Origin of the sequence: Limosilactobacillus reuteri (assembly GCF_002254085.1) — a bacterium.
Lineage (GTDB): Bacteria > Bacillota > Bacilli > Lactobacillales > Lactobacillaceae > Limosilactobacillus > Limosilactobacillus reuteri_K.
On the sequence record NZ_NGPY01000007.1, the window covers coordinates 1 to 14,026 of the forward strand.

A 14,026-nucleotide genomic window follows, 5' to 3' on the forward strand; every position below is an offset into this window, starting at 1 on the left:
TTACTGAGGCGCTCGTCGATCCGCTTACTGAGGCGCTCGTCGATCCGCTTACTGAGGCGCTCGTCGATCCGCTTACTGAGGCGCTCGTCGATCCGCTTACTGAGGCGCTCGTCGATCCGCTTACTGAGGCGCTCGTCGATCCGCTTACTGACCCACTTATTGATGTAGAATTTGATTTGCTAGTACTATCTTGAATTGATTTAGAAGTACTTGCTGATGTACTTTCTGAATGAGATACACTTTCTGAATGCTCTGTTTCACTCGTATATTCCACCCTAGTAGTACCATTCTGATTAATATCTGCCATTACCATTTGAACTGGTGTATTGCCATTATTTTGTTCACCAGTAGTAGTACCAATTGTATAACTGGTGCCATTAACAGTACTTTGATTATTAGCAAAGTAATTCGATGCTGTTGTTATTCCATCATTCGTTACAATCACGTTAGTATTATTAGCGTTTATCGTAACATTAGAAGAATTTGAAGAATAGGTAGTACCAGTGGTTGTATTTAAAATTACGTGAGCGGGATCATTAATATTAACAGTATTGCCGGAGCCACCAAAGTAGAAATTACGGTTACCAGAGAATGTAGTATTCGTCCCTTGTTCAAAGTTAACAGTGTTATCATCACAACCATCAGCAAAGTAAACATTCGTTCCACTAGTGCGCAAATTGATATGGGAGTTTACCCCCGCAATAAATTTACCGTCTTGATTAGTTAGGGCAATATTCCCAACATTATTCCAAATTTGGCCGCCAGAATAATTATAAGTATTATTAATTGTTAATGTCGCATTCTCGCCAACTTTAACCGCATGTTCGCCGTTATCGGCTAACATTGCAACATCATACGGGGACATACTATTATTAACAACCAAACTTGCATTGTCATCAATAATCAGGTCATTTCCAGCATACATCAAGGTACCATAGCCAACAAAATTAGCTGAACTGGTTGAATAAGTGTTGCCATTGTATTGGTACGAGCTAACGCCATCAATCGTTGTATGACCTTGAATTTCAAAGGTCTTTAAATTACCACTTGGGGCAAAAGTATCCGCAAAAACGGCAGCCCCACCCGTTGCATGAACATTATCATAGATTAGAGTCTCGGCCCCCTCCCAAGTAAGGGCAAACCCACCACGCTCATTAGCGGTATAAAGATTAAGGTCTTTAACAGTTGTCGTGGTCTTCATACCTGCGGAAGCATTTAGCCAAATACAGTTATCGCCTAAGTTGAGGGAATGGCCGGCACCATCAATCGTAAGATCACGAGGTGGAATTTGGAGATTACCCATTCCAGACTGACCTAAATCAATGTCAGCTGTTAACTGAATAACACTGATGTTGGAATTATTAAGGGCGTTTTGAAATTCGGTGCCGTTACTTACTTTAGCGGTATTTTCTTCAGTTGCGTTCGTTTGAATAAAACTAGCATTAAATAGTGCAATCGTCCCATTAGTAATATTTTCAGTTGTTGTCCGTAATGAAAGACTTTGGTTTGCAGAAAATGCAGTATTATTAGAGGCTTCATTAGCAACAGATTCAATACCACTCTCTGGAGATAGAGAAGGATTATCGCTAGTAAGTGATTCATTCATCCCCGTTGAAACTGATTGTGCACCTGGAGTAGATGCAGTTGAAGAGCTAACAGAATTACTTGTTGTTGACTCACTTGTAGAAGCGTTTGACTGACCGGTTGATGTACTAGTAGTCGATGTACTTGTCGATGCATTCGATTCGCTAGTTGATGTACTACTCCCTGATATTGAAGTACTAGTAGATGTTGAACTAGAGTTAACGCTTGAAGTACTAGCCGTCGATTCACTCGTGGAAGTATTCGATTGACTTGTCGATGTACTACCTGATGTCGAAGTAGATGTTGAGCCAGAACCAGAACCAATTACTTGAGAGCTTTGGTCAACTGTCGTCGTTGCCGCATGTGCTTCTGTCGGATTACTTGCGCCTGTTGCCCCGATCCCAAGCAATGTTGCAACAGTTGCAGCTCCCTTTTTATAGGCATCCCTTGAATCAGAAACATTAGCATTCTTTAAGGAATCTAAATCCTGAAAATTGGTTGGTTTGACTTCCTTTTTTGTTCGAAATGAGAACATCTTAAAGAAACGTGTCAATGCACTAAACCAACCATGTTTGGTTTTATATAGTTTTACCTTACTTTTATCTTCTTGTTCTTTATTGTTCTTCGCCATAGATAAGTCACCTCTCTAAATTATCCACCTATAAACAATTGTCAGCATTCATCAGCATCGATTGTACACCTATTCCTTCTCAATTTCTACTCTCTTTCCAGCAAAAACATTTATCACACTTTCTAAGATTCATCTTTTTCTCAAGTGATCAATTGATAATTTTTATAAATATCAATTGATCAAAAAAGCTTAGGGAGAATTATTGCTGCCCTAAGCTTTTTTCTAGCATTATCGTATAAAATATCCTATTAACATCATTCCGACAACTAAAATTAAAAGTAGAGTCATAAAAACGGAACGAAAGTTAATTGGCTCTTTTTTCTTTTTATATGGTTTTTGTTTTTCTTCTTCCACTTTATCTAACCGTTTCAAAGCATGTTGTTGCACCAGTGATTCGTCGTGCTGGTGACTGTTATCTTTTTCTGTCATGTTGCAAGGCTCCAATCATTCTTTGGTAATCTTGTACACTAACCTCACTAGCTAGTTGACGCTGCGTATCGATAAGCTCTTTCATCAATGCTGGCTTTAGCAAGGCTGCCATAATATGTTTACTCATTTTCTGGACCTCTTTTACTTTAAACACGTTCTGAGGATTAACGAATTGTGGTTCGTGGAGTGTTTCATCAAAACCGACAATCAGCATATTTTGCTCAAAAGCACCACGAACAGCATCTAAAATTTCGTTTTGACGATTAATATCTAAATAAATGTCACAATCCGCAATCAATTGTTTAACCCGTGCTGAACTGACATTAGGATATAGTTCGACATTTTCATATTGTTGATAAGCTAACAATTTACCAGACATTTCAGTAACGGCTGCAATATGAAACTTAATATTAGGCAAACTCTTAATAAGCGTTGATAGTTCAACTATCTCATCTGAATTAGTAAGGATCAAAGCTTGGAGGCGCAGCTGATTAGCCCGTGGATGCGGGTAGATAGTCCCGAGGAAGCCAAAGTCAACGTTATTATTTTTAAGCTTAGCGCCGATTCGTTGCCAATCAGTGTATCGTTGAAAAATAATATGTTTGGTCCGTGTACTATTTTCCATTAAAAATTTCATGTTACCTGGCAATTCATCCCCGATCAGCGGTTCATGCCAAAATAAAGTATCACTACCATCTGCAGGTAAGTTCAGTGAAACACTTAATCCTTGGTTTAAAGTATTATAAAAAATATGATCAAGCTTAAAACGACGTGTCTGAAGATAATATTTAACAAGTTCAATTAATGATGGAAAATGATAACCTCCATCAACATCCAAAAAGAAATCACCAGCGATAAGATTCCATTCAAGAAAAACACGGTTCTTTTTATCATAATATTTTCGCCATGCTGGCTGTTCGTTGCGATAATAAGTTTGAGCAAAACGATAACCATAACGATTATAATGGTCAATCCAGCTAACTTTACCATTATTATTCAACCAACGAACTTCTTTTACTTGACGAGTATTATCAGTAGCTTGGTATATAATATCTGCTCGCTTCTTGTCAAGGTCATATATCTGTCCCTGGGCTGCTGTGCTCAAAATTCGCCAGTAAGGAGGTAGGGAAAGATGGTCAAAATATAAGGGCTTTTTGTTTACGTTATAGTTACCCCAATACTTGATCGGTGACTCAACTTCGGGTGGTAAGAATCCATCATCATAAATTACTACCGTTGGGATTTTAATCTGAGCAGTTCGTTGAGAGCGAAGAAAATCAAATGAAGCTTGATCAAAGTTATCAAATAAATTAAGCATGCTGTAACTCTCCTATCAATTGCTGCCATTGTTTAGCAACATTCTTAGTCAAATACGACTCAGCTAATGAATATGATTTTTCATGGAAAGATGTTAAGTCGGCCTCAGTAAAGTTTTTAATAATAGCATCAGCTAGTAATTGTTCTTTACGTGAATTACCCCAATCTTCAGTATATGGCAATAAATAACCATTTTGTTGATCTACAATGAAAGTCTGATTACCATAGGGAACATCAAAACCAATCATCGATAAACCTGAACCCACTGCTTCCATTAAGCTTAACCCAAAACCTTCACTAGTTGAGCCCGCAATATATGTTTCATACTTTTGATAAACATCCTTTAGATCATGTTGCCCCATTAATTTAATATAGGAATCAGCATTATTTTTTGTAATCAAATCTTGCAACCGGCTCCGTTCGCCACCCTCACCGTAAATATCCAAGGTTAGGTCCGAAACTATTTTATGTGCCGCAACAGTTGCTTCAATAACCCAATCAATATGTTTTTCGTTGGCTAATCGAGAAGCAGTAATTAAAGAATGTGTTCTGCGGGTCTCTTTTGGCTTTACCAAGTGTTCCAAACTACCAACCGGAATAGTATTAATTTGTGGTTTAGCATGGTTAAAATGTTTTTGCTGACTAGCTAGCAAGTCACGTTGTCGATCCGTCGCAACGACATAAGCAGCTACATCTTGATAATGCATGAATTGATATTCATAAAAATTATTCCATAATACTTGGTGATCATTTGTATAATGCTTGTCATAGTGGTCAGCATGAACAGGGATAACCAGTTTTGCTGGTAAATGATGTTCAAAAATCAATTGACCATTAACTAACTGCTTATCTTCATCCATTCGATCAAGAATAATTATATCATCAGCTTTAAAATTCAATTTCCGAAGCATTTCACGATAAAGACCAGTTTTTGAATAATAGTTTTGATCAGAAAATTCAAATACTTCATGCCCGTCCCCATCTAAGTGTTGAGTATACGCAATCGTCCCATCTTCATTATAAAATTCCCGAAAAACAACGTGATTATCATGAGCATCCCCACTATAATATTCCGTTGCATATTTCGTATATGAATAGAAATCACGTTTAATTAGTTGATTGTTAACGACATAAGTAACCTGGTCAATTGTCTTTTTCTCTCGATTGTTATATCGTGGCACGATCGTTAATTTTTCTTCTTCAGATTTGTATTGTAACTCTTTCGTGCCATTATCGGGCTGAAGGATAAAATTTCGTTCCTCAAGTTGATTTTGCTTAACAAAAGTATCGAGTAAAAAGGTTGATGGAGCAATTTTAATATCAGTAAAAAAGTTGTAAAGCCAGATAATCTGATCAGCATTAAAACCTAGATTAGCAGTTAAATCAGCAATGTTATTCCCTAAAATCAAGTCCGAAAAAACAAATTTTGCTGAAATGTTAAGATTACGAAATGCTTGTGCACGATATGACTGAGCATACTCGACACCACTACTGGCCCAGCCAATTCCTAAATTAATATTATATACAGTCATACTTTCCTCCATCATTAATTAAAATGAACAATTAAATTATTATCTTTATTTAATCTAATAGTACTTAGCATTAAATTATCAACTACTTTTTTGGCGACAGTATCAAACATTTTTTCAAATGCTTGATAAGCTTTTTCTTGGTACATAAACTTAGGATCCCGTTGTGCTGTTGTCCATGGCTGAACGATAACTGATAGTTTCGATAAATAAGCCATCTGGTCAGTCCAGCTACTATCAAGCGCATTTAATAAAGCTGAACGATAAAACTGATTTAGTTGTTCACTATTGATTAATACTTTAGCTTTCTGTTCTAGCTCTTTTTGACAAAATTGCTCTAAATATTTTTGTATTTTTTGGGGGGTTAATTCTAAATTATCCGGCAAATCCACAACATCATAAGTAAAATGTTGATTCATTAAATGTCGTAATTCTAGGGCACTCCATTCTGCTTTTTTATCAAGGTAAAGAGAAATCCCTCTGCTTAACCATTTTCCAACTTCTGTTTCTAAATGTGCGGTTCTCATTAACTGGTCACGCCGATCATAAAGATACTTACGCTGAATTTTTAATGCAATTTCATTCTTATTGACATTGCTGCGTGCCATTTGCTGATTAGCGGCTACACGATCATTAAGCATTGCTATACTCATTTTTAAACGTGGACTACGTAACTGTTTATCGGTCTTTTTCTTTCGTAATTGACGATAATAATTTTTGAACCGTTTGGTACTGTTCTTAGCAAGGTAGCTATCTTCTAGAGAGATATAAAATTTACTTGTACCCGGATCACCTTGCCGACCAGCACGTCCAGCCAACTGCATCTTTACTCGCGCTGGTAGCATTTCTGTCCCAATTACGGCAAGACCACCTAATTTTTTCACATCTTCACCAAGTTTAATGTCTGTTCCACGACCAGCCATGTTGGTAGCAACAGTCACCGCCCCTTTTTGTCCAGCATCTTTTACAATATCAGCTTCTCGAGCGACATTAAACGCATTTAAAACATTATGAGAGATACCACGGTCTAATAATAATTCAGAAATTATTTCTGAATTTTCTACCGAACCAGCCACTAATAAAACTGGACGCCCTGCCTTATGAAGCTCAATTGTCTCATCAAGGGCATGAATTAGCTTTTGACGAGTTGTTAAATAAATTTGCTCTGGATAATCTCTACGAATTACCTTTTTCCGAGTCGGAATTTGGATAACTCGCATCTTATATACTTCAAAGAATTCATGTTCATCACTTTTGGCCGTTCCACTCATTCCGGCGATTTTATTAAACAAACCAAACAGACTAGGGAAAGTAATCGAAGCTGCAACTTGTTGGTTAGGCGTAAGGTCAACGTGTTCTTTTGCTTCAATTGCTTGATGCAACCCTGTACTGACCTTTACTCCTTTTTTCAGTCGCCCATTTGTCTCATCAAGTAAAACAACTTTCCCTTCACTAACTAAATAATCATGACCATTTTCCATAATAAAGTGAGCTCGTAAGGCAAGGATAATATGACGATAAATTTCTCGATATTTGCTTATAAAAAGATCTGGTATACGGAAAAAACGTTCTGCACGTTGTATTCCGTGAAGAGTCAGCCATACCGCATCATGATCTTCATTCAATTTATAGTCAATTTTAGGCTGTAAAATATGAATAAAAGCATCCGCTAACTGATATAAATTTGATTGAACCATTGGCGTACTTGAAACCACAAAAGGCGACGTCGCTTCATCAAGTAAAATTGCGTCAACTTCATCAATGATTACATAGTTAAATGACCGTAAATATTGGTCATCACGCCGGGTGGCAAGGTTATTAAACAAGTAGTCAAAAGCTAAACTACTAGCAGTTGTATAAGTAATATCTGCATTATACCAATTCCGCTTAACTTCCGGCGTTGTCTTCTTTTCTTGATCATCGGTCTCAAAGCCGAGACTAACCGTTAAGCCTAACCATTCATAGACTGGCTGTAATTGCTCTTTATCACGTTGAGCTAAGTAGTTATTTGGCGTTAATAAAAAAGCTCCCTTTCCGGTTAAAGCATTCAAATACAAAGGCATCGTTGCTGTTAGAGTCTTTCCTTCCCCCGTTTTCATTTCCGCAATATTACCTTGATTTAAGACAATTGCCCCCATAACTTGAACATCATATGGAAACATTCCTAAAATCCGGTAGTCCGCTTCCCGAATGGTCGCAAATGCCCGTGGTAAGATATCATCAACTGTTTTACCATTAGCTAATTCTTTTTTTAATAGAACAGTTTGATGTTTAAGCTCTTCATCGCTCATCCCTCGCATTTCAGCAGTTAATGCATTTACTTTAGCAAGGGTATGTTTTACTTTTTGTAACCTAAAATTGGGGTACGTCATATCTTATCCCTCTTTTGAATTTATTTCTTGAATGACCGAAAAGATAATTGGCCAGTCTGGATTAACCAATACTGGTGAACTCCAAGTAGTAGCTGGCATTAATGGATAAATCACATCGGCAATTTGCGATTGCGGGTCAGTCTGATTAGTAACGACTGCATTGATGGTGGAAAGCTCCATCTTTAACTCCAATACTACTTGATCTAACTTCGGATTAGTACTAATCACATTGGCATCATAGATTCGATTCGAAATCAACCATTGCTTTAAAATCGCTACTACATCAGCTGATGATTGCCATGCAACACTAATTGGCTGCATTTTATAATCTTCATACTTTTTTAAATCTGGATATGTTTTGCGAACCCTTTTATTGTCAGCGATTAAAAGCAAATTAAGCTTTCCCTTTACATCTTCATTTATTGGCTCGTGAAACCAAACATCCTCATGAACGCTGACTGGAAGATCGGCATCACAAATTTCAAACCGTTGGAAAGTTAAATCAGTAAGTCCATTATTAATCAATTCTAGTCGATACTGCACAGCTTCTGAGGGATAAACAAATTCAATTGACCGTTGCTGAAATTCGACATGATTAATTTCGTGTTCTTGCGCGTCAAAAAAGGTTAACCGAATAATTAATGAATAAATCGGTTCTGCCTTTGCATTTACACTTAAGCGGTATTTATGATTATTGCGGAAAATTGGTAATTGCGGGACCAATTTAGTTGCCTGGTATGAATTTACAGAATTCCAACTCATAATTGTTTTTCCCGGTGCCATTAGTGAGTTATGGAATGATACACTGTAATCTGGATTAATTCTAATATTTGATCCTGCAGAATAAGCATTTGTTGGTTCCCAATAGCCTTGATTAACAAAATATTGCATTTTTATTCTCCTCGTCCAAAAGCGTTATTTATTTCCGCAAGACGACTAACAAACCATTGAACAACTGCATTATTATCATTATGCCGTCCTGGAAAGCCCTTGCTAACAAACAATCGTGCGTTTTGAATGGCCGCGTTTTCCTGCATTCTTTTTATTGCCAAATTATCATAATCATCATTTTTCATATACCCAACATATATTCGTGTCTTAGTTAAGTCAGTTTGATTCATTAACTCCCAAAACTTTGTATCTAATTGCTTAAGTTGCTCAGAGGTTAAAGACGATACCAATTGGCGATCGATATCAAAGATTGTATCGAATTCATCTGGTCGTTCTAGACGGGCTCGTAAAGCAACTTGCCCTAAATTAACAGTTGGTTTGGCAACGTTAATTGCATAAGGAGATAATTGAGCTCCAAGTTTAATTGCTGGATATGTCCCCATTGAAATCCCATTCAATACTAATTGTTGCCGACTAAAGCCTAGTTTTCTCAACGTTTCACTAATTGTGTCTTTGATTTGACCTTCAATCGCCGCACCCGTATAAAACTGCCCCACTACCAAGCGCGGATCCGTAAACAGTAAAGCTGGAGTATGATTACGCCTAAATAGAGGATATGCTTCAAATCCCTCTAAACTACGTGCTCCAGAAAAATAAACATGTAATGGCGGCCGTAAATCACCAGGATTAAAGTAATATGCAATATCTTCGCCAGTTATCGGATCAACAAGACGTTTCCCCCCTGTAAGGAATTCACCATAATCTCTTCGCGACCAACGGGCATGCAAAACACCTAATGTTAAGTCTCCTTTTCCAAGCACCTCAACACTAACGTTAGCATATCGTGGAACATCTTCTAGTTTAATTGGTAGTTCTTGTTCTTCATTGTTTTTCGAAAAATTAAGGAAATACTGGTCCTTAAAACTACCATCTCCTCCAGCAGACTGAATAAAAACTCGTAAACGTATTTTAATATTAGCCTTTTGATCATATTCAAGATTAAATTTAAGCAACCGTTGAGGGTCAATATAAATATTTTGCTGATAGCTACCTAAATTAGTCCATTCATCCGCTTCAATTTTCATTTTAAGATGACCATCATCCGTAAATGTTCCTACTGAATTATTTAATAATAATTTAGTAGGTGCAAATCGTACACCAGATTGACCATGAAAGAATCTGATTGGCATTTGATCAATTATCTCTTGAGGTTCTTCAACAATCTGACGAGCTTCTTGACATTTAATAAAATTTAAACCGGCTTCACTAAGGTCTTTTTCAGCAAATGGAGAGTACAAAACACAATAAGGAGGAACTTGCCATTGAAGTTTACTCCACAAATCATCTTCTAATTGGACGCCTTCTGTAATTATTACTAAATCAAATTGTTTTATTCCCACCTGAGGATAGGTATTATAAGTCCATGTTATTCCATTTGGAATTTTGTATTTATCTGCCCAGTTTTGTGCGCCTAACTGTAAGACATTCATGAAGATTCACCTCACTTTGTTAAAACTTTTTCCCACTTCTTTTGTAATTCTGCCGCTGATAATTGATTCATCAATTGAACATTATAAATGAGAGCTTCATTCCAATGCTTAAGGTTACCTAAATAATAGTCTAATCCCTTATTAATATCAGAAAGTTGTGGACAAATTAAACCATTTTGATAGTTTTTAATTTGGCTATTTGGTTGCCGATATATTTGTGGAATACCTGTGCTAATAGCCGAAATCTGTAAGAACTCGTCCAATTGATTTCCCCAGTCAATTAAGATCCGTAACGAGTCTAATTGTCGCCCAGCTTCAGCAGGAGTACTAATTCTTTTTATATCAATAGTTAGTTTAGGAATATCCATTTGCTTCGTTAAAATTTTTTCAACTTCATTTTGTTCCTCACTAGCTAAGACAAATTCACCTTGATGTTTTTCTTTCAAGTTTTCAAGAGCTTGTTGAGATTGCTGCAATTTTTCAGTGCTATAACTCATTAGCGTCAATGCTGTCGTTTTAGGATTCTTTAGCAATCGCTGATAAAGCAATTCCAATACTTTATCCACCTCATCCTTGGTCATTGACTCAATAAAAAGCCCTATTTGCTCTTGATCTGAGCGTTGACTATGACCTAAATTAAAACGGGACTGAAACAGGGGAATTATTGTTGCATCTATATTAGTTTGTTTTTTTACATTATTCTTTGTTTCATTATTATCCGCAACCAAATTTAATTGTTGGCTTTTAAGTTCATCAAGACTTTCATAATACCTATGCCAACGACTCAAAGAAAAGCTGGGCTGATAAGGCAGATAAGTTTTTTGGTCGATCACTGCCTGATCATCCAGCGTGACAATTAAATTGTCTTGGTTCATATCAAATTTACTTAATATATGCTTAGTAATAATTTCCGTGAGTAAATCATTTAAATGCTCATAATGTAAATGATCAGTTAATCCTGAAAAGCGCTTATTAATTTCGACTTGATCGGATTTTATATCATGTTTAAATCGCCAATAACCCTGTTCATCATAATAAATATGTTGATAAACTTGTTCATTTTCAAATAGTTCTTCTCGTGAAATAAAGCCACGACTATCAAGTAGCAAGCGCCGGCTTATCTTATCCTTTTCCAGATAGTCCACCCAAAGGATTTTACCTTGTGTATCAAAAGTCACTTTAGCATAAGGATTTTCTTTGACCATCACGATTACTCGAAAGTTTGTAAAATCATAGTAAGCGCCAGTTGGCCAATTAAAATCACGGTAATCAATAATTTGACTATCAACATGGTGAATTCCCTGTAGATAATCAAAAGTACTAAAGATTTGCGTTGGTGAGATCGTTAGTTGATTTAATTTTGTCGATAATTGTGGTTGATAATCAGTGATGATTAGTGAAAAGGGCTTTTGATTTGTTTGAAATACTTTGATATGACTAACTGCATCATCAAATTCAAGTTTAGGGATGGTATAAGCCCAATCTTCTGACAACTCATGCCAAGCAGGAACTAAATAATCCATAATCACTCATCCTTCATTAAATGTGCGTATCTTAATGGGAACAATAACATTAATAATTGATCTTTTATTCCCTGCATAAACATTACAATCATAATCATATTCATTGGTATGATGGCTAATCCAGCAAATTTACCCAAAATTTGGCTTCCTAATAAGCCAAAACTCAACTGAATTGCATTTAGCACTGCCCCAATAAAAGATACGTGCAAAACAACTTGTTGCAAATATTTTTTCGTTGGTTCACCTGGACGAATACCGATTATATAATTATTATTATGTAACATTGTCTTCGCCTGTTCCTTAGGATCAAACTGAACAAAAGTAAAGAAGTAAAACAAAACAAAAGCTAATCCACCACTTACTGCCATATTAAAATAGGGATTAGCCCAAATGGACCGTGGTCCTAAAACATTTATTAATAGTGTGGGCACCATTAACAATGACATTCCGACCATATAAGTCATCATTGCCCCCATATTGAGTCCTAGTGGAAGAATAATCGGCTTATCATGACTGCTCATCATTGTATTAACTATTTTAATTGGGTAATAAGCTCGATTAAAAGCAATCCAAAATACTAAAATAATACAACCAACTATTCCTGCTAATACCACCATGATTATGCCATATCTTTGCTGAGACAAAAGTTTAACCGAACGTATGAGACTTGGAAACGATCCAGAAATTATATTAAACAAAATAATTGTTATCGTTCCACCAATCCCAAATTTCATATTTATATTACCTAACCAAACTACAAAAAGGCTACCGGCAGTTAAAATGAGAGTAACTGCTAAACTATCTAATAAGGTTTTAGTAATATGTAGCCCTAAAGTAATCGCTAATGATTGGATAACAGCTAAAATCAGTGTTAACCATTGCTGGAATCTCATTACTTGATTCGTTGAAAGCGTATCAAAATAAAAAAGCCGTAGCATCATTAGAAGTTGAACAATCATCATCGCAATCATTAAAGGATTTAGCCCAACCATGAATAATGATAGTCGCTGAAGGTTACTCCCACTCATAAAACTCATAATTCCAACAGAACTATTCGCTAAGACTTCTCTATATATTGATGAAATGCTTGTTAACGGCACTGGAATAGTACAGCCAAGCATATAAATAATAAGGATAAGAAGGGTTATCCCTACTCGTTTCAATAAGTTGCTTGATTGCGTTTGTTGTGTCACGTTTTTTCCCTCATTACTTTAAAATTATCGACAATGTAATTTGAAAATGGCTTCAGTTAATGCTCTATTAGTAAAGAAACCACCACGAATTAATTCGGCAAAATCATTAACTCGTTTTATCATTTTATTATAGTCTTGATCGTTTAAATTTTGTACTATTTCAACAGCCTCATCAAGACTGGAAACTACAATACCTACTCCCTCATGTTGAACCAACTTACTTTGAGCAGCGTTTTTATTAATAATTACTGGAATCCCGGCGGCTAAATATGTACTTAGTTTATACGAAACGTTCATCTTCATATATTGAGCCCAATAAGGATTTGCTTCCCACAAAAGGCCAAATCCACCAGAAATACGAAGTTTGCTAAGAAGGTTCCTATCTGTTTGCCACCCCATTGAAACTATATTTTGGTTATCAATCCATGTTTTTTTGTCAGAGAAGACATGAAGGGGAGTCCCTGAAAAATTCCAATGATTTACAAATTTAAACTTTGAAGGATCTCCAGCAAAATTAATTACTTTTTCATTAGTCTCTGCGAGAGGAAAAAATCCAACATCAGCAATATGATCCCACATTTCTTGTAAAACAATATTATTAACTGTCAAACCATTTTCTTTCAAGAAATCTGCCATTTCTTGGGTAGGAACGATAAGAACATCTGCACGGTTATAATAATCAATAAATTGGGGTAACAGGTAACGATTAGTTGGGAACATTAAAGGTACTACATCATGAATAAAGATAATTTTTTTAACTTGATATGCACTTAAATGATCAATAAATTTTATATCCCAATCAATGGTATTCCAGCTTGGAGATTGAAAAATAACAGTATCGCCAAACGCCACTGAAGCAATAATTCCGTCAAACCGTGCTTGCAAATGTTCAAAAGATTCTTGTGAACTATCATAATGATATATTCCCAATTCCTTAAAACCTAACTGATCACAAGCAATTTTAGTTGTTTGATTTTGAGCAATTTGCGCTGTACTTTTATAGCTAAATCCGTAAAGATTTGTAATATGAACTGTCACTATAATTCCTCCAAGGTACTAATACTATT

At 36.1% G+C, this 14,026-nt stretch carries 10 protein-coding genes; all 10 read right to left on the reverse strand.

Going from position 1 to position 14,026, the window contains the following annotated elements; translation table 11 throughout:
- Positions 1–2,215: serine-rich glycoprotein adhesin (locus tag CBG10_RS11425; protein WP_225361751.1), on the reverse strand; the 2,215-nt coding region annotated here is incomplete at its 3' end.
- A gap of 228 nt (positions 2,216–2,443) precedes the next feature.
- The gene (locus CBG10_RS01725; RefSeq protein WP_094500913.1) at positions 2,444–2,644 is read right to left on the reverse strand and encodes a hypothetical protein; all 201 of its coding nucleotides are present in this window, start codon (positions 2,642–2,644) and stop codon (positions 2,444–2,446) included.
- Positions 2,628–3,962 carry an accessory Sec system glycosylation chaperone GtfB gene (gene gtfB / locus CBG10_RS01730; protein WP_094500911.1) on the reverse strand — a complete coding sequence of 445 codons (1,335 nt, stop codon included), beginning with the start codon at positions 3,960–3,962 and terminating at the stop codon, positions 2,628–2,630. The genes CBG10_RS01725 and gtfB overlap by 17 nt, the downstream gene beginning before the upstream one ends.
- Positions 3,955–5,493 (reverse strand): accessory Sec system glycosyltransferase GtfA, encoded by a 1,539-nt coding sequence (gtfA, locus tag CBG10_RS01735; protein ID WP_094500909.1) that lies wholly within the window; start codon positions 5,491–5,493, stop codon positions 3,955–3,957. Before gtfA ends, gtfB begins: the two co-directional genes overlap by 8 nt.
- A gap of 14 nt (positions 5,494–5,507) precedes the next feature.
- Positions 5,508–7,862 (reverse strand): accessory Sec system translocase SecA2, encoded by a 2,355-nt coding sequence (gene secA2, locus CBG10_RS01740; protein WP_094511453.1) that lies wholly within the window; start codon positions 7,860–7,862, stop codon positions 5,508–5,510.
- A 3-nt stretch (positions 7,863–7,865) separates the two neighbouring features.
- Positions 7,866–8,753, reverse strand: a complete 888-nt coding sequence (gene asp3 / locus CBG10_RS01745; protein ID WP_094500905.1) for an accessory Sec system protein Asp3 — start codon at positions 8,751–8,753, stop codon at positions 7,866–7,868.
- A 2-nt stretch (positions 8,754–8,755) separates the two neighbouring features.
- Positions 8,756–10,243 carry an accessory Sec system protein Asp2 gene (gene asp2 / locus CBG10_RS01750; RefSeq protein ID WP_094500903.1) on the reverse strand — a complete coding sequence of 496 codons (1,488 nt, stop codon included), beginning with the start codon at positions 10,241–10,243 and terminating at the stop codon, positions 8,756–8,758.
- 11 nt (positions 10,244–10,254) lie between these two features.
- Positions 10,255–11,766, reverse strand: coding sequence for an accessory Sec system protein Asp1 (gene asp1 / locus CBG10_RS01755; RefSeq protein WP_094511455.1), 1,512 nt, complete (start codon positions 11,764–11,766; stop codon positions 10,255–10,257).
- A 2-nt stretch (positions 11,767–11,768) separates the two neighbouring features.
- Positions 11,769–12,959, reverse strand: a complete 1,191-nt coding sequence (gene secY2, locus CBG10_RS01760) for an accessory Sec system protein translocase subunit SecY2 (protein WP_094500899.1) — start codon at positions 12,957–12,959, stop codon at positions 11,769–11,771.
- Between the two features lie 24 nt (positions 12,960–12,983).
- Positions 12,984–13,997, reverse strand: a complete 1,014-nt coding sequence (locus tag CBG10_RS01765) for a sugar transferase (protein ID WP_094500897.1) — start codon at positions 13,995–13,997, stop codon at positions 12,984–12,986.
- Between the last annotated feature and the right edge of the window lie 29 nt (positions 13,998–14,026).

Coding starts and splice junctions, on each gene's coding strand:
- CBG10_RS01725 (WP_094500913.1), bottom strand. CDS start 2,644: ATGACAGAAAAAGATAACAGTCACCAGCACGACGAATCACTGGTGCAA.
- gtfB (WP_094500911.1), bottom strand. CDS start 3,962: ATGCTTAATTTATTTGATAACTTTGATCAAGCTTCATTTGATTTTCTT.
- gtfA (WP_094500909.1), bottom strand. CDS start 5,493: ATGACTGTATATAATATTAATTTAGGAATTGGCTGGGCCAGTAGTGGT.
- secA2 (WP_094511453.1), bottom strand. CDS start 7,862: ATGACGTACCCCAATTTTAGGTTACAAAAAGTAAAACATACCCTTGCT.
- asp3 (WP_094500905.1), bottom strand. CDS start 8,753: ATGCAATATTTTGTTAATCAAGGCTATTGGGAACCAACAAATGCTTAT.
- asp2 (WP_094500903.1), bottom strand. CDS start 10,243: ATGAATGTCTTACAGTTAGGCGCACAAAACTGGGCAGATAAATACAAA.
- asp1 (WP_094511455.1), bottom strand. CDS start 11,766: ATGGATTATTTAGTTCCTGCTTGGCATGAGTTGTCAGAAGATTGGGCT.